General features: G+C 71.6%; 12 protein-coding genes and 1 pseudogene. 6 read left to right on the top strand and 7 right to left on the bottom strand.

The genetic code is table 11. From position 1 onward, the window contains the following. Nucleotides 1–9: 9 nt before the first annotated feature. On the bottom strand, nucleotides 10–2535 hold the full coding sequence (locus ACFMQL_RS30695) for a PA14 domain-containing protein (RefSeq protein WP_364053264.1): 2526 nt from the start codon (nucleotides 2533–2535) through the stop codon (nucleotides 10–12). A gap of 164 nt (nucleotides 2536–2699) precedes the next feature. Here ACFMQL_RS30695 and ACFMQL_RS30690 point away from each other — a divergent pair, with 164 nt between their 5' ends. The 3 genes and pseudogenes from ACFMQL_RS30690 to ACFMQL_RS30680 all read left to right on the top strand — a co-directional run bounded on the left by ACFMQL_RS30690 (nucleotide 2700) and on the right by ACFMQL_RS30680 (nucleotide 5279). Continuing rightward, a complete protein-coding gene (locus ACFMQL_RS30690; protein WP_364053267.1) occupies nucleotides 2700–3500 on the top strand; it encodes a DeoR/GlpR family DNA-binding transcription regulator in 801 nt (266 codons plus the stop codon). Between the two features lie 250 nt (nucleotides 3501–3750). Then, nucleotides 3751–5003: pseudogene (locus ACFMQL_RS30685) on the top strand (sugar ABC transporter ATP-binding protein); the annotation flags it as partial. Between the two features lie 90 nt (nucleotides 5004–5093). After that, nucleotides 5094–5279 carry a hypothetical protein gene (locus ACFMQL_RS30680; RefSeq protein WP_378790286.1) on the top strand — a complete coding sequence of 62 codons (186 nt, stop codon included), beginning with the start codon at nucleotides 5094–5096 and terminating at the stop codon, nucleotides 5277–5279. A 696-nt stretch (nucleotides 5280–5975) separates the two neighbouring features. Here ACFMQL_RS30680 and ACFMQL_RS30675 read toward each other — a convergent pair. The 5 genes from ACFMQL_RS30675 to ACFMQL_RS30655 form a co-directional block, all read right to left on the bottom strand. Next, nucleotides 5976–7667: a serine/threonine-protein kinase gene (locus ACFMQL_RS30675; RefSeq protein WP_364053273.1), complete on the bottom strand. Its 1692-nt coding sequence runs from the start codon at nucleotides 7665–7667 to the stop codon at nucleotides 5976–5978. Between the two features lie 115 nt (nucleotides 7668–7782). Continuing rightward, nucleotides 7783–9531 carry a DJ-1/PfpI family protein gene (locus ACFMQL_RS30670; protein ID WP_364053276.1) on the bottom strand — a complete coding sequence of 583 codons (1749 nt, stop codon included), beginning with the start codon at nucleotides 9529–9531 and terminating at the stop codon, nucleotides 7783–7785. Nucleotides 9532–10069: 538 nt separating this feature from the next. Continuing rightward, the gene (locus ACFMQL_RS30665) at nucleotides 10070–11140 is read right to left on the bottom strand and encodes an NAD(P)-binding domain-containing protein (protein ID WP_378788258.1); all 1071 of its coding nucleotides are present in this window, start codon (nucleotides 11138–11140) and stop codon (nucleotides 10070–10072) included. A gap of 430 nt (nucleotides 11141–11570) precedes the next feature. Beyond that, entirely contained in the window at nucleotides 11571–12590 is a 1020-nt protein-coding gene (locus ACFMQL_RS30660; protein WP_364053282.1) for a LacI family DNA-binding transcriptional regulator, read from the bottom strand. Next, the gene (locus ACFMQL_RS30655) at nucleotides 12574–15021 is read right to left on the bottom strand and encodes a glycoside hydrolase family 3 N-terminal domain-containing protein (RefSeq protein WP_364053285.1); all 2448 of its coding nucleotides are present in this window, start codon (nucleotides 15019–15021) and stop codon (nucleotides 12574–12576) included. The genes ACFMQL_RS30660 and ACFMQL_RS30655 overlap by 17 nt, the downstream gene beginning before the upstream one ends. A gap of 414 nt (nucleotides 15022–15435) precedes the next feature. On the opposite strand from ACFMQL_RS30655, the gene ACFMQL_RS30650 reads away from it, so the two are divergent. Genes ACFMQL_RS30650 through ACFMQL_RS30640 form a run of 3 tightly spaced genes read left to right on the top strand, consistent with a single transcriptional unit; the run spans nucleotide 15436 to nucleotide 18566 of the window. Continuing rightward, nucleotides 15436–16755, top strand: coding sequence for an extracellular solute-binding protein (locus tag ACFMQL_RS30650; protein WP_364053288.1), 1320 nt, complete (start codon nucleotides 15436–15438; stop codon nucleotides 16753–16755). Between the two features lie 8 nt (nucleotides 16756–16763). Further along, nucleotides 16764–17663, top strand: a complete 900-nt coding sequence (locus ACFMQL_RS30645; RefSeq protein WP_378788255.1) for a carbohydrate ABC transporter permease — start codon at nucleotides 16764–16766, stop codon at nucleotides 17661–17663. 3 nt (nucleotides 17664–17666) lie between these two features. Next, on the top strand, nucleotides 17667–18566 hold the full coding sequence (locus ACFMQL_RS30640; protein ID WP_378788253.1) for a carbohydrate ABC transporter permease: 900 nt from the start codon (nucleotides 17667–17669) through the stop codon (nucleotides 18564–18566). Here ACFMQL_RS30640 and ACFMQL_RS30635 read toward each other — a convergent pair. Next, complete coding sequence (locus tag ACFMQL_RS30635; protein WP_364053297.1) at nucleotides 18544–19332, bottom strand: aminoglycoside phosphotransferase family protein; 789 nt, start codon at nucleotides 19330–19332, stop codon at nucleotides 18544–18546. The genes ACFMQL_RS30640 and ACFMQL_RS30635 overlap by 23 nt on opposite strands. Nucleotides 19333–19383 lie beyond the last annotated feature (51 nt).

Genomic DNA, 19383 nt, shown 5'->3' with positions numbered 1-19383 from the left:
GCGGGGGGTTCAGCTGCAGGGCGGGTTGATCGCGCTCGTGAGCCGCTTGTGGGCGTCGTGGAGGCGCTTGACGTCGGGCTTGGTGACGGCCCGGTCGTACGTCATGAGGCCGTTGATCTCGGTCTCGACGTCCGTCGTCTGGGTGTAGATCGCGGCGCTGAGCTGCTCACAGGCGTGCAGCCGCTCCAGCTCCTCGATCATGCCCACGTACCGGTCGGTGAGGGCCTGCGGGTTCGGCTCGACCGCGTAGCCCCAGCCGCCGCCGGACCAGGTGTGGCCGACGACCGGCAGGCCCAGGCCGCCGTACTCGCCGAGCACGGTCGCGCGGGTGCCCTCCGGCTTTCCGGGGTTCCCGGGGCCCGGGTAGATGTGGAAGTCCTTGACGTCGCCGTTGCCGCCGTCCACGGCGCCGCAGCAGTTGACGCCGCTCATGTTGTTCACCAGGCGGGTTGGGTCCCAGCTCTTGACCAGGTCGGCGATGCGGGCCTGGTCGTACTGGCCCCAGCCCTCGTTGAACGGCACCCACATGATGATCGACGGGACGCTCCTGTGCTGGTCGATCATCCTGCGCAGCTCGGTCTCGAACTGCTGCCTGTCGTCGGTCTTGAAGGCCGACGGCATGTCCTGCCAGACCAGCAGGCCGAGCTTGTCGGCGTGGTAGTACCAGCGGTCGGGCTCGACCTTGACGTGCTTGCGGACGGCGTTGTAGCCGAGGGCCTTGGTCTGCTCCAGGTCGTAGCGCAGCGCCTGGTCGGTCGGCGCGGTGTAGATGCCGTCCGGCCAGAAGCCCTGGTCGAGCGGGCCGATCTGGAAGACCGGCTTGCCGTTGAGCAGCATGCGGTTGCCGGACAGGCTGATCTCGCGCATGCCGAAGTAGGACGTCACCTTGTCGTCCTTGAGGCGGACCTCCAGGTCGTACAGGTGCGGGTTCTCGGGCGACCACAGCTTGGGGTCGCGTACGGGGATGCGCAGCTTCTCGCCGACCTTGCCCCGTACGGTGCCGACGACACGGCGGCCGTCCTTGGCGATCACGGTGGCGGTGCCGGGGGTGCCGTGCACGGTGACGTACACGGCCTGGCCGGGCACGTCGGGGACGGTGTCCACGCGGTCGACGCGGGCCTTGCCGACCGGCTCGATCCAGACGGTCTGCCAGATGCCGGAGACCGGGGTGTACCAGATGTTGCCGGCTTCGAGCCGCTGCTTGCCGACGGGCTGCGAGCCCCGGTCGGTCGGGTCGTACACGCCGACGACCAGCTCCTGCTTGCCGGTGCGCTTGAGAGCGTCGGTGACGTCCACGCTGATGCGGTCGTAGCCGCCCTTGTGGGTGGCGACGCGCTTGCCGTTGACGTAGACGGTGGCGTCCCAGTCGACGGCGTCGAGGTGCAGCAGCAGCCGCTCGCCGCTCCAGGAGCGCGGCACCTCGAACGTGCGGCGGTACCACATGCGCTCCTCGTGCCGGCCGATGCCGGACAGCTGCGACTCGACGGGGAACGGCACGGTGATCCGCTCGGGCAGGGTGCGGCCGATCGGCGCGGCCTCGCCCTCCTTCGCCGGGGCGAACTGCCAGACGCCGTTGAGGCTGCGCCAGCGGTCGCGGGCGAGCTGCGGCCTGGGGTACTCGGGCAGCGGGTTGTTCTTGTCGACCTTGTCGGTCCAGCGGGTCTTGAGCACGTACGTGGAGAGGTTGACCACGCCGGCGTGGGCGTAGGCGGGCAGCGGGGTGCCGTCGGCGTAGGTGATGCCGCCTTCGCCGTCGTACGAGGTGCGCACGGTGGTGCCGGCCTTGGCCGGGATCGGGTACTCGAGCGCCAGCTCCACGGTCTCCGGGCTCTTCTGGACGGCCGAGGTGACCGGCCAGGCGGCGTTGCCGACGGTCAGCTTGAGCTTGCCGGCCGCGTCGGCGGGCAGCGGGGCCAGGGGCTCCGAGTAGGTGAGCGTCACCGCGTCGCCGGCGGTGTTCACGCGGGCGTCGTACGGTCCGGCGGGCTGGAAGTCGGCCGGCACGGTGAACGCCTCGGTGGGCACGATCTGCTTCGGCTGGCTGGGGCTCTGCCAGCGCAGGCGCAGGTGGGCGCCGCCGTAGTGCTCGAAGTACTCGACCTTGATGTCGTACTTGCGGCCCGCTTCCAGGGCGATCGGGGTGCCGACCTGCTCGATGTCCCAGTCGTCCACCCAGTGGTCGATGATCAGCTGGTCGTCCACCCAGAGGCGGAACCCGTTGTCACCGATGATGGAGAACGTGTAGGTCTCGGAGTATTTCGGGGTGATCTGGCCGGTCCATCGGACGGTGACGTCGTCCTCTCTGCCGGTCAGGAGCTGGAACGTGGGGTTGAGGTCGGGAAGTTCCAGATTCGGGTCGATGATGCTCGCTTTGAGCTCGGCGAAGTCGAACTGCCCCGGCCCCGAGGCCAGGTAGTAGTCGCCGCGCAGCCCGTTCCGCTCGGGGAGGGCCGCCGTTCCTGCGGAGGCGGTTGCCGGTAGCTGCCATAACACGGCCGTCAGCACGGCCAGCAGCAACGCGAGGCGCTTGCGCACGGGGAGTGTCCTTTCGGAAGGCGCCGATCAGGTTCGGACAGCTTTTGACCCTGACAGGCACCAAAGTAAGCACCGATGGACCAAGCCGGTCAAGATTTCCGATCAGATTCGTTCGCGTTCGGTCAGAGGTGAACTGATGTTGGCGGGTCGACTATGATCGGCTCGTGAGCGACACGCAGAGTGACGGACGCAGGCCCGTGTTCGCCGCCGAGCGCCGCCAGCGCATCCTCGAGCTGGTGCGCGCCAACGGCGCCGTGTCGCTGCGCGAGCTGGCCCAGGCGGTCCGCTCGTCCGAGGTCACCGTCCGCCGCGACCTGCGCGCCCTGGAGTCCGAGGGCCTGCTCAACCGCCACCACGGCGGAGCCACCCTGCCGGGCGAGCTGTCCCGCGAGACCGGCTACGCGCACAAGGTCTCGCTGGAGTCGGCGGAGAAGGCCGCGATCGCCGATCTCGCCGCCGCGCTGGTCGAGGACGGCGACGCCATCGTGATCGGGCCGGGCACCACCACGCAGGAGTTCGCCCGCCGCCTGACCAGGCACTCCGAGCTGGCCGTGGTGACAAACTCGCTGCTGGTCGCGCAGGTGCTGGCCGGCTCGCCGCGCATCGAGGTCATGATGACCGGCGGCACGCTGCGCGGCTCCATCCTCGCCCTGGTCGGCAGCGCGGCCGAGCACTCACTGGCCGGGCTGCGGGTCCGGCGGGCGTTCATCTCCGGCAACGGGCTCACCGCCGAGCGCGGGCTGTCCACGCCCAACATGCAGGTCGCGGGCGTCGACCGGGCGCTCGCCGCGGCCGCGGAAGAGGTCGTGGTGCTGGCCGATCACACCAAGATCGGTGTCGACACCATGGTCCAGACCGTCGCGCCCGACCGCATCGACCACCTGGTGACCGACGACGCCGCGCCCCGCGAGGTCCTCGACGACCTCAGCGCGCGCGGCGTGCGGCTGCACGTCGCCCAGTTCTGATCAGCCGGTTGTACGTCGCCCGGCCCTGATCAGCCGGTTGCACGTCGCCCGGCTCTGATCGGCCCGCGCCCGCACGCGGCCCGATTGTGAGCGGCGCGCCCCCGCCCCGCACGCGGCCCGATCCTGCGCGGCACACCCCCGCCCCGCACGCGGCCCAATTCTGCGCGGCCTACCCGCGCACGTCGCCCGAGTCCGATCGGTGCGGTTTCTGATCGCCACACTGATCGAATGTGACAAGGCCGTTACTGTAATGTTTCCTTCCTCGATCACCATCGAGGCGGAGGCAACCGTGCTGCAGGTGGCTGGCGTTCTCAAGGCGTTCCAGGGTGTCACCGCCCTCGATCACGTCTCCCTGTCCGTACGCGCCGGCGAGGTGCACGCCCTCATCGGCGGCAACGGCGCGGGCAAGTCCACCCTGGTGAAGGTGCTCTCGGGCGTCTACCCGCCCGACGCCGGCGAGCTGCGCTTACTCGGCGAGCAGGTCCGCTTCGCCGGGACCGCCGACGCCAAGCGAGCCGGCATCGCCACCATCCACCAGGAGACCAACCTCGTCCCGACCATGAGCGTGGCCCGCAACCTGCTGCTCGGCCGTGAGCCGCGCGGGCGGCTCGGGCTGATCGACTCCGCGGCCGTGCACGCCAGAGCCGAGGAGCTGCTGGCCGCGTACGGGCTGGAGGTGGATGTACGCCGCCCGCTCGGCTCGCTCGGCGAGGGCGCGCGGCAGATCGTCGCGCTCGCGCGGGCCGCGTCCGCCGACGCCCGCCTGGTCATCATGGACGAGCCCACGACCGCGCTCGACCACGGCGAGCTGGAGGTGCTGTTCGGCGCGGTGACCCGGCTGCGCGAGCAGGGCCGTTCGGTCATCTACGTCACCCACCGGCTCGAGGAGCTGTACGGCATCTGCGACCGGGTCACGGTGCTGCGCGACGGCCGGGTCGTGCACACCGGGCCGCTGGCCGGGCTCGACCGGCTGCGGCTCGTCTCGCTCATGCTCGGCCGCCCCTTCCACCCCGCCGCGCCGTCCCTGCCCGCGGGCGAGCCCGACGTGCCCGCCGACGAACCCGTCCTGGAGGCCAAGGGCCTCACCCGGCACCACATGCTGGACGGTGTCTCGCTCGCCATGCGGGCTGGGGAGGTCGTCGGGCTCGGCGGTCTGCTCGGCGCCGGGCGCAGCGAGACGGCCCGCGCCATCGCCGGCGTGCTGCCGGTGGACGCCGGTCAGGTCACCGTCGCCGGTGCTCCCGTGCGCAAGTGGTCGATCAGGAGCGCCGTACGCGCCGGGATCGGGCTGGTGCCGGAGAACCGCAAGACCGAGGGCATCGTGCCCACCCTGTCCGTACGCGACAACATCGCCCTGGCCGCGCTCCCCCGCCTGTCGCGGGCCGGCATCGTATCCGACGCGCAGATCGACAACATCGTCGCCACCTTCATGCGGCGGCTCGGCATCAAGGCCGTCTCCCCCGCCAGCCCGCCGGCGAGCTGTCGGGCGGTAACCAGCAGAAGGTGCTGCTCGCCCGCTGGCTCGCCATGCACCCGAAGGTGCTGCTGCTCGATGAGCCGACCCGGGGGGTGGACGTCGCCACGAAAACGGAGATGCAGGCGCTGCTCGACGAGCTGGCCGTGGACGGGCTCGCGATCCTGCTCATCTCGTCCGATGTGAGCGAGCTGGTGGAGAATTGCGACAGCGTGGTGGTGCTGCGTGACGGCGCGATCACCGAACAGCTCACCGGCCCCGAGGTCACCGAAGACCGCCTGTTGGCCGCCCTCGCTAAGGACTGACCACCCCGGCCGCCAGGCGTCCCGCCCCCGGCACGGCACGTTCGCGGGCACACACAGGCTCGCCGCGCCAGGTGTCCGCCGGCCGCGGGGTCCGGCGCAGAGGCGTGCTCACGTTGTTGCGCGGCCCGGCGCAGCGGCGCGCTCCCGGTGTCGCGCCCCAGCACGACGATGACGGCAACAGACGCCGCCCAGCGCGACGGCACACCACCGCGAACCCGGCCCCGCGCAACGGTCCACGCAGCCACCCATGACCCGCCTCCACGGCGCACCACCGCAGACCGGCACCGCGCAACGGCCCTCTCCCACCCCACGCGGCTCAGCGCGACGGCGCACTCTCGTCCGGCATAACCCGGCACGACGGCGCGTTCCACGGACGCGACTCGGGGGGCGGCGCACTCTCCCCTTTGCGTCTCAGCACGACGCGAAGGTGTTCCGACGCAGCCCCGACCGGGTTGCGCGCGCCCGAAGGCGCGAGGCTGCGCGAAGCCGCGCGTTTCTGCGGGCCCGGGCGCGCCCGGCACTGCGGACGCGCCCGGCGCTGTGGACGCGCTCGGCACTGCGGACGCGCTCGGTGCGGTGGCGGGACGGCCGAAGCGGTCCGCGCCACGCGATCACGGACCTGCTCGCCACAGGACCACGTGGTCACCGGCCCTTTCGCGGCCGGACCACGCGGTCACAGAACGTCTCGCCGCCGCGTCACTGCTGGTCGCGGTCGCGGCCCTTGCGGACTCTCCGGACGACGAGGTGGCGGCCCAGCAGCACGGAGCCGGGGACGACCGCGAAGCCGAGGAGGCTGGTGCCGAGGCCGAGGCCGATGTCGGCGTCCAGGAGTCCCCTCTCGCCCCTGAGTACGGGCACGCCGAGCGACACGCTCACCGACACCGACAGGAGCGGACCCCGGCCGGCGGGCTGCTCCGGCTCGTTGGTCACGGGCGGTGGCGGCTCTTGGGTGTCAGGCGGGTTGGGTGCGGGCGGGTCGTCGTCGCGAGGCGGCGTCGGCCGGATGGTGGTCGGGTCCGCGGTGGGCTGACGGGTGGGCCGGCTCGTCCTGGTCGGCCTTCGGGTCGGCTCGCGGGTGGGCCGGCTCGTGGTGGGCCGCTGGCTCGGCCGGGTCGTCGGCCGGGTCGTCGGCTGGGTGGTGGGCCTGGTGGTGGGCGGGGTCGTGGGCCTGCTCACCACGGGCGGCCTGGTCACCGGGCGGACGGGGGACGTGACCGCCGGTGTCAGCGCGGTCGGCTCGCTCGCCGTGGGCGACGCCTCGGTGCGCGTCGGCTCGGGCGTGGGCGTCTCCCGGGTCGGCGACGGTGACGGCGAGGACGGGGCGGGCGTCGTCGGCGGGGGCAGCGCCACGGTGGCGGGCGGCGGTTCGGTCACGCTGCGCGGGTCGGGCGCGTCGCCCAGGATCGCGAACGTCGACACGACGGCCACGGCCGTCGCCACCACCAGGCCGCCGGTCATGGCGAGCTTCCCGGCCGGCGAGAGCGCGCTGTGGAAAAGGCTCGTCCCCGTGCCGGGCTCCGGGACGGCGGGCGGCTTCGGCAGCAGCCCGGCCAGCGGCACGACGAGCGCCGCCATCCTGGCACGGCCGCGCTCCTCCCACTCACTCCCGTACGCCGTCCGCGCCGTGTCCTCCAGCTCCTCCAGGAACGCCAGCGCCGACTCGGGACGCTGCGCCGGGTCCTTGGCCAGGCCGTGCTCGATCAGGGGGCGCAGCGGCGCCTCGATGTCGTCGATCGGCGGCGGCAGGTGCTGGTGCTGGTAGGCGAGGGCGGCGATGTTCTCGCCGTGGAAGGCGCGGTGGCCGGTCAGGCACTCGTAGAAGACGAGGGTGGCGGCGTAGACGTCGGTCGCGGGCCCGGCCGGCGCCTCGTCCCATTGCTCTGGGGCCATGTACGAGGGCGTGCCCGCCAGCACACCCGTCTCCCCGACCCGGGCGGCCACGCCGAAGTCGACGAGCTTGCTCTCACCCTCCTGGGTGATCATCACGTTCTCGGGCTTGAAGTCGCGGTGCACCACGCCGTGCCGGTGCGCCTCCGCCAGGCCGAGCAGCGAGCCCTTCAGCACCGACAGCGCCGCCTGCGGGCCTGTCGCACCCTCGTTGCTCAGCAGCCGCCGCAGGGTGACGCCGTCGACCAGCTCCATCACGATGACCGCGTCGTCGTCGCCCTCGACGTAGTCGAGCACGCGGGCCGTGTGCGGGCTGTCGATCTCCTGGATGAGCCGCGCCTCTTCCCTGAACCGCGCGACGAACGCCTCGTCCTCGCGCAGCTCACCGGAGAGATGCTTGATCGCCACGTGTAAGCCGTCGGAGTCGCGGACGGCGAGCATCACCCGGCCGGTTCCGCCGTGCCCGAGTTCCCGGATCTCTGTGTAGCCGGGAACCTCCATGGAGACCTCCTGACCGGATAAAGATCCTTATATCAGGACGCTAACCCGATGTCACCACACGTGTCGACCCCCTCCACCGGAAGTGACGGCGACAGTGATCGGATCGGTATGGCCGCTAGGCGTGGGCCCTTCTGCGGCTCAGGAAGCGGATCGCCACGGTGATCGTCCAGGCGGCGGCGACGCCCAGCAGCAGGAGCAGGACGAAGACCAGCGTCGGGAGCCAGGGCCATCCCGGTCCGGTCAGCTTGACGTCGACCACCGGGTACTCCAGCGTCTTGGCGGCGAACCTCGCCGTCGCCACGTCGTACGTACGGGCGATGTCGCGCAGCACCGCGTCGAAGGCGAACTCCCCGGTCGTGTGGAGGTACTCCGGACGGAGATCGCCGACGCCCGGCACCTGGCGGCGCGCGGCGTCCAGGCCGGGCACGAGGAGCCGGTCGAGCCCGGTGGCCGCGGCGGCGAGGGTGGCGCGGGGGACGAACGTCAGGCCGTGCTCGGAGCGGACGGGGCCGTCGGCGACGGCGATGGTCCGCCCGACCACGGACTGCTCGGTGTAGGAGTTGAACACCGAGGCGAGCTCCAGCTCCCCGACGCCGTCGGTGAGCAGCACGCCGATGTCCGACGGGCCGGTCTGGTAGGAGGAGTTGAGCGGGGCGACGAGGTCGGCGAGTTCGAGGCTGCGTACGGGGATGCTCGCGGGCGCGCCGGGCGAGTAGTGCCGCCAGTGCACGGCGTCGGCCGCCTGGCGGGCCGCGGGAGCGTCGGCCAGGCGCTCGACGATGCGCAGGGCGGCGTCGATGCCGGACAGCACGCCCGCCGCGGTGATCACGTCGCCGTCGTCGACGTACCGCATGCCGCTTCGCCACTTCACGGCGGGGAAGTCGGCGCGCAGGCCGCGCATGCGCAGCCAGTGCGAGGTGGCGGGACGGCCGTCGAGCAGCCCGGTGCGGGCCAGCGCGCGGGCGCCGTTGCAGACGCTGACGGTCAGCGCGCCGGCGGCCGACTGCCGCCGCGCCCAGGCGTTGATGGAGGCCAGCTCGGCGGGCTCAGGCGTCTGCATCGCGGGGAAGATCACGGCGTCGAGGGTGTCGCCCTGGCCGGACATGAGCCGGTCGAGCTCGTCGAACGTCATGTCGGGGACGAGGTCCAGCCCGCCGGTCATGTGGATCAGCCGGGGGCCGGCGGAGACGACGTAGAGATTGAACCGGCCGGTGCGGGCCAGCACCTCGTACGGGCCGAGCAGGTCGGCGGCGTTGGTGCCGTTGCCGCCGGTGAGGAAGGCCACGGTGGGCTTGGCCGGGTCGTGGCTCTTGGCCGCGGGCGCGACCGAGACGGCGTCGGCGCGCGCCTCGTAGATGTCGCCGAACCTGCCGATCGTGCTGGCCGCCGAGACCGCGCCCGGGATGAGCAGCACGATCAGCACGGAAGCCGCGCCCTTGAACCACTTCCCCCGGACGGTGAAGCGGGGCAGGGCGGCGTACTCGTCGCGGCGCCTGAACACGGCGGCCGCCATGAGGATGTACATCGCCCAGTGGCCGATCATCGAGACCTGGGCGACGCCGAGCAGGCCCAACCAGAACAGGACTAACAGGACGAGGAAGGGCGCGAAAATGATCGCCACCATCTCGCCGATGGCCTGCTTGCGGTGGCGGCGGACGGCCATCCAGAGCGCCGGGACGACGGCCATCTCGGCGACCATGATGAGCAGCCGGACGTCGGCACGGGTGCTCGCGGGCAGCAGCGCGTTGCCCGCCATGCCGAGCAGCAGCATGCCGAGGTTGACCGCGATGACCAGCTCGGCGTAGTGCCAGAGGAGGCGGCCCGCCGTACGGAGCGCTCCCGTGCACGTCTCCTTCTCCGTCATCGCCCGGCCTCCGATGGCCCAGCCGCGCTCAGCCGCTGGTCGATGCCTGGATGGCGGGTTCTGCCCGCTGACGTTCCGCCCCGCATGATCGCCCCTTCCCACCGCGCATATGAGTCACCTCCGGATGGTGTTCGACCTGCGCTTCCAGGACAAGGACATAGACCGGACATCCACCGGACATTTCCCGATAGCGGTGGCGTGGGGCATCGGGCGCGGTTCCGGCGTTCTCGGTGGGGACGCGGGTGGGACGTCAGTGGAGCGACGGCGAGACTCAGACGGGCGCTGGTCGGCCTGGCGGCTGGTCGGCCGGAGGCTGGTCGGCCGGAGGCTGGTCGGCCGGAGGCTGGTCGGCCGGAGGCTGGTCGGCCGGAGGCTGGTCGGCCGGAGGCTGGTCGGCCGGAGGCTGGTCGGCCGGAGGCTGGTCGGCCGGGGGCTGGTCGGCCGGGGGCTGGTCGGCCGGGAGCGGCGGCCACAAGCGCGCTCGGACGGCGAGGCGCGTGGAATCAGCGGTCCCAAGGCCGCGATGTGGCGAGCGTGCTCAGGCGGCCGGGCGGGCGGAGGCGGCGGTCAGGAGGCGGCGGACGTTGCGGGCGGCGACGCGTCCGGCGCGGTTGGCGCCGATCGTGCTGGCCGAGGGGCCGTAGCCGACGAGCTGGATCCTGGGGTCGCGGACGACCTGGGTGCCGTCCACGCGGACGCCGCCGCCCGGCTCGCGCAGGTGCAGGGGGGCGAGGTGGTCGAGCGCCGCCCGGAATCCGGTGGCCCAGATGATGGTGTCGCAGGCCAGGAACGTGCCGTCGTCCCACTCCACGCCGCTCTCGGTGATGCGGCGGAACATCGGGCGCCGGTGCAGCGCCCCCTTGGCCAGCGCCTCACGTACGACGGCGCTGTAGGTCAGGCCCGTCACGGCGACGACGCTCTGCGGCGGCAGCCCGGCGCGTACGCGCTCCTCCACCATGGCGACGGCCTCCCGCCTGGCGTCCTCGCCGAAGTCGTCGTCCCGGAACTCGGGTGGCCGCCGCGTGACCCACGCGGTCGCGGCGGCCACCCCCGCGATCTCCGACAGCACGTGCACCGCCGACGCGCCGCCGCCCACGACGACCACCCGCCGCCCCGCGAACTCCGCCGGCCCCCGATAGTCGGCGTAGTGCAGCTGGCGGCCGGCGAAGGTGGCGGCGCCCGGGTAGTACGGCCAGTAGGGGCGGGTCCAGGTGCCGGTCGCGTTGACGAGGGCGGCGGCGGACCACTCCCCCGCGTCCGTCTCGATCAGCAACCGTCCCGCTTCGCCCTCGCGTACGGACGTGACCCGTACCGGACGTACGACGTGGAGCCCGGCGGCGCGCTCGTACGCGCCGTAGTACGCGGGAACGACCTCGGCCGCCTGCCGCGACCCGTCACCGCCGGGCGGCTTGGGGAAGCCCGGCAGGTCGAAGACCCCGTGCACCTTGTCCATCGTCAGCGAGGGCGAACGGTGCCGCCACGCCCCGCCCGGGCCCGCGCCCGCGTCCAGCACCACGGGCTCGAACCCGAACCGGCGCAGGAAGTAGGCGCTGGACAGGCCGGCCTGCCCGGCCCCGATGACGACGACCTCGGTCTCCTCCACGCTCACCCTCAACCACCAGGGCCCCGCCCCTCTTCCCACCCGCTCCTTTTGCCGTCGCGTCCATGGCCGTCAGGGCGTCCATCCCCTCTCCACGGCGGGGACGCGCCTGGGGGTGCCGTGGCCTGCGGCGGGGAGGACTCCTGTTCCCGTCCGGCCCCGCCAGGACGGAGGTGCAGCGAAGGACGGCCGCTGAGCCGCCTCCCCCTCCCCCGCCGGAAAGCGCCGACGGGAGAAAGGGCGGCCCGTGGCCGGGAGCGCCCGGTCCGGGCCGGGAACCGGCAGGAGCCCGGACGGCAGGCGGCCAGGACGAAGGGCTGGGCGGCCGGGTGCGGACGGGGACGAGAGGTCGGGGGGTGAGTAGTGGACGGCAACGAAGAGCGTGCGTGACAGACTCCGGGCCGGTACGAGGGGCGGACCCGGGGTGAGCGGTCACACCTCAGGGCTTGCGGACCGGGGCCGTGGAGCCGCGGACGACCAGCTCGGTCGCGAGCTCCACATGATGCGAGTCCACCCGCTCACCTTCCGCCAGCCGCAGCGCGGTCCGCAGCGCGGCCTGCCCCATTTCGCGCAGCGGTTGCCGGACGGTGGTGAGCGGCGGCGAGGTGACCTTGGCGATCTGGGTGTCGTCGAACCCGACGATGCTCAGATCCTCGGGGATGCGCAGCCCGCGCGCCCGCGCCGCCTCCATGATGCCGACGGCCATCTCGTCGCTGCCGGCGAAGATGGCGGTCGGGGCGTGCGGCAGGTCGAGCACGGCGGCTCCGCCTTCGACGCCGTCCTGGTAGTGGAAGTGGCTGGAGCGCACGTAGCCGGGCAGCACGGGCGCCCCTTCGGCCTCCATGGCCGCCCGGTAGCCGTGCAGCCGCGCCTGGTTGCACGCGGCGGTGGCGGGGCCGCCGATGTAGGCGATGCGCCGGTGGCCGAGGGAGAGCAGGTGCTGGGTGGCGGCCAGCCCGCCGGCGAAGTTGGTCGAGCCGATGCTGGTCACGCGGGTGCGCGGCAGGTTGAGCGGGTCGATGAGGACGAGCGGCAGCCGTGCCCTGCTGAGCGCGGCGGGCTGTCCTGCGGTCAGTTCGCTGGTGACGGCGATGAGCGCGCGCCGTCCCGCGGCGACCAGGCTGCGCGCCCAGGCGGTGGTGCGGGCCTCGCCTCTCCTGATGCTGACGACGACGCCGACGCCGGCCTCGGCCCCCGCCTCGATCACGCCTTGGATGATCTCGGTGGAGTAGGCGTTGAGGTCGGTGTCGAACTGCACCTCGACGGTGCCGAGCCCGGCCTGCTCGCGGCGCGGTGCGGGGGCGACGTAGTCGTGCTGCTGGAGCAGCTCCTGCACCAGGGAGCGAGTGGCCGGGGAGACGTCGCTGCGGCCGTTGAGCACTTTGGAGACGGTCGCGACGGACACTCCTGCGGAGGCCGCGACCGTGGCGAGTGTGGCCCGTCTAGAGCTGGGCGGCATCTGCACCCCCTTGCCGAGACTGCCCCGCGGCCGTGCCGGCGCTCACCTCGACGGGTGTGACGAGGCGCCGGTCGTGGCCGACGTGGCGGGCCTGGCCGGTCAATCGTACGACGGCGCGGCACGGCAGGTCGGCGGCCGAGGTGCCGACGAGCACCTCGATGTCGCCGGGTTCGACGACGCGGCGCAGGTCGCGCCCGGTGAAGGAGGTGCGGTCCGCGTGTATCCGGAAGGTGACCTCGGCGTCGGCGCCTGGTTCGAGCGGGACGCGGGCGTATCCGATGAGTTGTTTGACGGGTCTGGTGACCTGGGCGACGAGGTCGTTGATGTAGAGCTGGACGACCTCCGCGCCGGCCCGCGCTCCGGTGTTGCGCACGGTGACGGTGGCGGTGAACTCGCCGTCGGTGGGCACCTCGGCGGAGCTGAGCCGCAGGTCCGACACCTCGAAGGTGGTGTAGGAGGCGCCGTAACCGAAGGGGAACAGCGGGGTCGGGTCGAGGTTGCTGATGCCGTGGCTGTCGGTGCCGAGCGGCGGCTGCAGGTAGGTGGCGGGCTGGCCGCCGGGCGTGCGCGGGATCTGCACGGGCAGCTTGCCGGTGGGCTGGACGCGGCCGGTCAGCACGCCGGCGATGGCGGCGCCGCCCTCCTCGCCGGGCATGAACGCCTGGACGAGCCCGGCGGCGCGGTCGCGGACCTCGCCCAGCGCGTACGGGCGCCCGGAGACCACGACGACGACCACGGGCGTGCCCGTGCCGGCCAGTTCGGCGAGCAGGTCGGCCTGGACCCCGGGCAGCCGCAGGTCCTCGGCGTCGCAGCCCTCGCCGGACGTGCCCTGCCCGAACAGCCCGGCCAGGTCGCCGACGACGGCCACGCACACGTCCGCCTCGCGGGCGGCCGCCACGGCGGCGGCGAAGCCGGAGCGGTCGTCGCCGCGCACCTCGCAGCCCTTCTCGTAGCGCACCTCGGCGTCGGGCAGCTCGGCGGTGAGCGCGTCGAGCACGCTGGGCGCCTCGATGCCGAGGCCGAGGCCGGGGTGGCGGGGCAGCACGTGGTTGGGGAAGGCGTAGCAGCCCATGAACGTGCGCGGGTCGTGCGCGGCGGGCCCGACGACGGCGACGCGGCGGGGCGCGGTGCGGCCCTCGCCGAGCAGCGGCAGCGCGGTGCCGGCGTCGAGCAGGATGATCGAGCGTTCGGCCAGCTCTCTGGCGAGGGCGCGGTTGGCGGGCGAGTCGAGGTCGACGTCGGCGGCGCCGGCGACGGACTTCTCGGGCGTCCAGTCGTGGTCGAGCAGGCCGAGCTCGACCTTCTGGGTGAGCAGGCGGCGCACGGCCCTGTCGATGATCTCCTCGGGCACTTCGCCGCTGCGCACGCGCTCGGCGAGGTGCGCGCCGAAGCCGAGCGTGTCGGGCAGCTCGACGTCGACGCCGGCGGTGAGCGCGTGGACGCCCGCCTCCTCGGTGCCGGCGGCGATGCGGTGCATGGTGGCGAGGAACGGAACGGCCCAGTAGTCGGAGACGACGGTGCCGGTGAAGCCCCACTCATCGCGCAGCACCTCGGTCAGCAGCCACGGGTCGGCGCCCGCGGGGACGCCGTCGACCTCGGAGTAGGAGTGCATGACCGAGCGGGCGCCGCCGAGCGCGATCGCGGTCTCGAAGGGCGGCAGGATCATGTCGAGCAGCTCGCGGCGGCCCATCGGCACGGGGCCGTGGTTGCGGGCGGCGCGGGAGGCGGAGTAGCCGGCGAAGTGCTTGAGCGTGGCGATGACGCCGGCGTTCTCCAGGCCGCGGACGTAGGCGGCGCCGAGCGTCGCCACCAGGTACGGGTCTTCGCCCATGGTCTCCTCGACCCGTCCCCACCGGTAGTCGCGGACAACGTCGAGCACCGGCGACAGGCCCTGGTGCGCGCCGACGGCCCGCATGTCGCGGCCGATGGCGGCGGCCATGCGCTCGACCAGGTCGGGGTCGAACGTGGCGGCCCAGGCGATGGCGGCGGGGTAGACGGTGGCGCCGAAGGCGGTGAAGCCGGTCAGGCACTCCTCGTGCACGATGGCGGGGATGCCGAGCCTGGAGCCTTCCATCACGATCCGCTGCTGGCGGACGACCTCGGCCGCGCCCTCCTCCGGGGTGACGGGTGCGCTGCCGTGGACGCGGGTCAGGTGGCCGAGGCCGTGCCGGGCCGCCTCCTCCAGCGGGATGGTGCCGGAGGCGGCGAAGACGTCTTGCATGGGTGCCACGTTCAGCGGCTCGGCGCCCGGTTCCGGTTCCTCGGCCTGACTCATGTCGTTGCCGACCCACCGGCTGCCGAGCTGGCCGATCTTCTCCTCCAGGGTCATCTCGGCAAGGAGGGCTTCGACTCGGTCGGCCACGGCGAGCGCCGGGTCCTGCCACGGGCGCAGTGCCCGATCCGCCGTCGGGGTCCGATCTAGAGCCGTCATGTACTGCGCTCCTTAAGAAGGTGCGGTCTTCACGTAACTTTTCGAAAATGTTTCGACAGCGGTGCCGATCTCCGCGCGCGGCCTTCGCCGTCCCAGACCTCCAGCTAAGAGCACGCGCGCTGCTACCTTACACGCGCCACATCAGATAGCCAGATGTTTCCCTGATCGACAAGGTCTTGACACCACTATTTTCGAAACCTAGATTGGCGACCCCCGCGGTCATGTCGAAAATGTTTCGATGAGCTGACACTAGGAGGAGTGGAAGAGTGGCACTAGGGTGCCAATCCACGACCGCCGGTCATCGCATCCATTGATCAACGAGCCGCGACCCCCAGCCCGCGGCACTCAAGTACGGAGATCAGCGTGGAGTCCAGGACAACCACCTCTCGCCGCAACTTTCTCAGCCTCGTCTCCATGGGTGTCCCCCTAGGAGCAGCACTCGCCGCCTGCGGCGGCACAGGACCCACCCAGACCGGCGCCGGTGGCGGCACGGGCAACGCGACCACCGGTGGTGGCGGTGCCAACAGCGCCACGTACTGGTACCTGTCGACGCAGCCACAGGAGGGTGTGCGCACCCGGACGATCGAGCGCCACAACAAGGCCAACCCCAACGGGACGATCGTCGGCACGACCTTCCAGAACGACGCCTACAAGACCAAGATCAAGACGGCCATCGGCGCCGGCCAGGCCCCCACCCTCATCTGGGGCTGGGGCGGCGGCACCCTGCGCAGCTACGTGCAGGCCGGCCAGGTCGACGACCTGACCGAGTGGTTCGACCAGAACCCGGCCGTCAAGGACAAGCTGTTCCCCTCGTCCTTCGGCGCGGCGACGATCGACGGCAAGATCTACGCGATGCCGTGCGAGACCCTGCAGCCGATCGTGCTCTACTACGACAAGCGGGCCTTCGACAAGATCGGCGCCCAGCCGCCGCAGACGTGGGGCGACATCCTCGACCTGGTGCCGAAGTTCAACGCCAAGGGCATCGCGCCGTTCTCGCTGGGCGGCCAGTCGCGCTGGACGAACATGATGTGGCTGGAGTTCCTCTTCGACCGCATGGGCGGTCCGGAGATCTTCCAGGCCGTGTTCGACGGTGAGAAGGACGCCTGGTCCAACCCGACCGCGATCAAGGCGCTGGAAGAGATCCAGAAGCTGGTCAAGATGAACGGCTTCGTCAAGGGCTTCTCCTCCATCACCGCCGACTCCAACGCCGACCAGGCGCTGCTCTACACCGGCAAGGCCGCGATGATGCTGCACGGCGGCTGGACGTACGGCAGCATGAAGGCCGACGGCGGCGACTTCGTCTCCGGCGGCAACCTCGGCTACATGAACTTCCCGCCGATCGACGGCGGCAAGGGCGACCCCGGCAACACCGTGGGCAACCCCGGCCAGTACATCTCGATCTCCTCCAAGGCGACGCCCGAGCAGAAGGAGATCGCCAAGAAGTTCTTCGCCGGCGCGCTCATCGACGACACGGCCGTCAAGGAGTGGGTGGGCACCGGCGCCGTGCCGATCATCAAGGGCGCGGACAAGGAGTTCGCCAACTCCGAGGACAAGGACTTCCTGACCTTCGTCTACAACATCGCCGTCAACGCCAAGTCCTTCGCCCAGTCGTGGGACCAGGCGCTCAGCCCGACGGCCGCCGAGGTGCTGCTGGACAACATCGCCAAGCTGTTCCAGCTGAGCATCTCGCCGCAGCAGTTCGCCACCAACATGAATGCGGTCATCGGCAAGTGAGCGCTGTGATGACGACCGCCCGGCCCGCCTCCAGGGCGGGCCGGCGCGGCTCCCTCGGGTGGATGACCATCCCGGCCTTGGTGTTCTTCGTCGGTTTCGCTCTCATTCCGCTGGTGGGGGTGCTCGCCCTCAGCTTCGCGCAGTGGGACGGGCTCGGGGAGATCGGTGTCGCCGGGTTCAGCAACTGGACCGCGATCCTCTCGGATCCCGGCCTGCCGCACGCGCTGTGGATCACCTTCCTCGTCATGGCGATCTCGTGGGCGGTGCAGACGCCCGCGAGCATCCTGATGGGCACCTTCCTGGCCGGTCACCAGCGGTACCGGGCGGTGCTGTCGGTGATCTTCTTCATTCCGCTGCTGCTCAGCTCGGCGGCGCTGGCCATCACGTACAAGGCGCTGCTCGACCCGAACTTCGGTCTCAGCGCCGGCCTGGGGATCCCCTTCCTCGTGCAGGACTGGCTCGGTGAGCCGGTGCTCGCCTTCGGCGTGGTGATCTTCGTGGTGTCCTGGCAGTACATCCCGTTCCACGCGCTGATCTACCAGGGCGGCGTGCGCCAGATCCCGCGTTCGATGTACGAGGCCGCGGAGCTCGACGGCGCCGGCCGGGTGCGCAGGTTCTTCAGCATCACGCTGCCGCAGCTCAAGTACACGATCATCACGTCGTCGACGCTGATGGTGGTCGGTTCGCTGACCCTGTTCGACCTGATCTTCGTGCTGACCGCCGGCGGTCCCGGCGACGCCACCAGGGTGCTCGCGCTCGACATGTACAAGCGCGGTTTCCAGGCCAACCTCATGGGACCGGCCAGCGTGATCGCGGTCATCCTCGTCCTCGTCGGCCTCGCCCTGTCGCTGTTCCTGCGCCGGCTCGGCGGCCGAGACCAAAGCCACAGCCAGCTTGAAGGGGCCTGACGCATGACCACCGCCCCCACCAGGGCTCAAAGGCGCGAGACGCTCGCGGCGGGACCGGCTCACCGCCGCCGGGTCTCGCGCAGCCAGGAACGACCCAACTGGATCGCCAGCCTGACCAGCATCCTGTGGCTGGTGATCGTCGTCGTGCCGATCTACTGGATCGTCATCACCAGCTTCAAGTCGCAGTCGAACTACTACCAGGAGAACCCGTTCGCCCCGCCGGCCGAGCCGACGCTGGCGAACTACCGCCTGGTCATCGAGGCCGACTTCATCCAGTACTTCATCAACAGCGTCATCGCGACCGTCGGCGCCGTGGTGCCGGCCGTGCTGGTCAGCTTCATGGCGGCGTACGCGATCGTCCGCGGCGGCAGGAGCCGCCTGCTGCGCTGGACGAACTCGATGTTCCTCATGGGCCTTGCGATCCCGCTGCAGGCCGTGGTGATCCCGATCTACCTGATCATCATCCAGCTCGGCCTGTACGACTCGCTGATGGCGCTGATCCTGCCGTCGATCGCGTTCGCGATCCCGCTGTCGGTGCTCGTCCTGTCGAACTTCATCAGGGACGTGCCCAAGGAGCTGTTCGACTCCATGCGGATCGACGGCGCCACCGAGAGCGAGATGCTCTGGAAGCTCGCGTTCCCGCTCACCCGCCCCGCCGTGGTGACGGTGACGATCTACAACGCGCTGCAGATCTGGAACGGCTTCCTGCTGCCGCTCGTGCTCACCCAGAGCCCCGACAAGCGCACGCTGCCGCTGGCGCTCTGGTCGTTCCAGGGCCAGTACAGCATCAACGTGCCCGCGGTGCTCGCCTCGGTCGTGCTCACCACCCTGCCCATCCTGGTGCTGTACGTGGTGGGCCGCCGCCAGCTCCTCGCCGGCCTCACCGCCGGGTTCGGCAAGTGAGCTCGCCGGCGTGCCTGGCCAGGTGCGCCATGTCCCTCTCATAGAGACGGTCGTCCCCGCGGGCGACGTGGCCGGCGAAGGCCGCGTCGCCCGCGGCGGCGCGTTCGCGCATGAAGGCGACCAGGCGCTCCAGCCTGGTCACCGCCATATCGGGCAGCGCCTTCAGCGCGTCGTCGCCGAGCCCGTACGCGCCGGCGAACAGCCCCAGCCTGCGCGCCTGTTCCGCCACCGGCGCCCCGCCCGCGTGACCGGGATCGGTGAGCGGCACGAACCGGTAGGCGGCGTAGGCCACGTCCCACAGCCGGGGTCCCGGGTGCGCGGTGTCGAAGTCGATGAACGCGACCGGCTCGCCGTCCCTGAACACGGTGTTGTACGTCGCCACGTCGCCGTGGCAGATCACCTCGGCCGGCTCGACCGGCGGAAGGTACCAGACGGCGCCGGGCGGCGGCGTGAAACCGGCGGTGGCGTCGTGGTAGCGGCGCAGCAGCCGGGCCGCGCCGGTCAGCGCCTCGTCCGTACGCGCCCACGCCGGCAGCGGGTGGTCGGCGGTCTCCCCCGCCACGAAGCCGAGCACCTCGCGCCCCTGCTCGTCCACGCCGTGGACCCGGGGAGCGCCGGTGAAGCCGCGTCCGGCCAGGTGGCGCAGCAGCGCGTGCACGGCGGGCGTCCACGGGCCGGTGGGCCGGCGTACGGTGCCCGCGACGCGGACCACGTGGTTGACGCCGCCGCCCGTCAGGATCTCCTCGCCGTCCTCGCTTCTCCGCACGCCCTCCCTTCTACCGTCCGGCGAGTCCGCGATACCAGCGGTTTTATCCCG

The organism is Nonomuraea fastidiosa (genome assembly GCF_042751225.1).
In the GTDB taxonomy this organism is placed as follows: Bacteria; Actinomycetota; Actinomycetes; order Streptosporangiales; family Streptosporangiaceae; genus Nonomuraea; species Nonomuraea fastidiosa.
This window is presented reverse-complemented; position numbering and strand designations above follow the sequence as displayed.

What these genes read in the sequence shown, in the direction of transcription:
- ACFMQL_RS30670 (WP_364053276.1), bottom strand. Translation starts at nt 9,531, where the DNA reads ATGACGGAGAAGGAGACGTGCACGGGAGCGCTCCGTACGGCGGGCCGC.
- ACFMQL_RS30655 (WP_364053285.1), bottom strand. Translation starts at nt 15,021, where the DNA reads ATGACGGCTCTAGATCGGACCCCGACGGCGGATCGGGCACTGCGCCCG.
- ACFMQL_RS30650 (WP_364053288.1), top strand. Translation starts at nt 15,436, where the DNA reads ATGGGTGTCCCCCTAGGAGCAGCACTCGCCGCCTGCGGCGGCACAGGA.
- ACFMQL_RS30675 (WP_364053273.1), bottom strand. Translation starts at nt 7,667, where the DNA reads ATGGAGGTTCCCGGCTACACAGAGATCCGGGAACTCGGGCACGGCGGA.
- ACFMQL_RS30645 (WP_378788255.1), top strand. Translation starts at nt 16,764, where the DNA reads ATGACGACCGCCCGGCCCGCCTCCAGGGCGGGCCGGCGCGGCTCCCTC.
- ACFMQL_RS30660 (WP_364053282.1), bottom strand. Translation starts at nt 12,590, where the DNA reads ATGCCGCCCAGCTCTAGACGGGCCACACTCGCCACGGTCGCGGCCTCC.
- ACFMQL_RS30640 (WP_378788253.1), top strand. Translation starts at nt 17,667, where the DNA reads ATGACCACCGCCCCCACCAGGGCTCAAAGGCGCGAGACGCTCGCGGCG.
- ACFMQL_RS30680 (WP_378790286.1), top strand. Translation starts at nt 5,094, where the DNA reads ATGCAGGCGCTGCTCGACGAGCTGGCCGTGGACGGGCTCGCGATCCTG.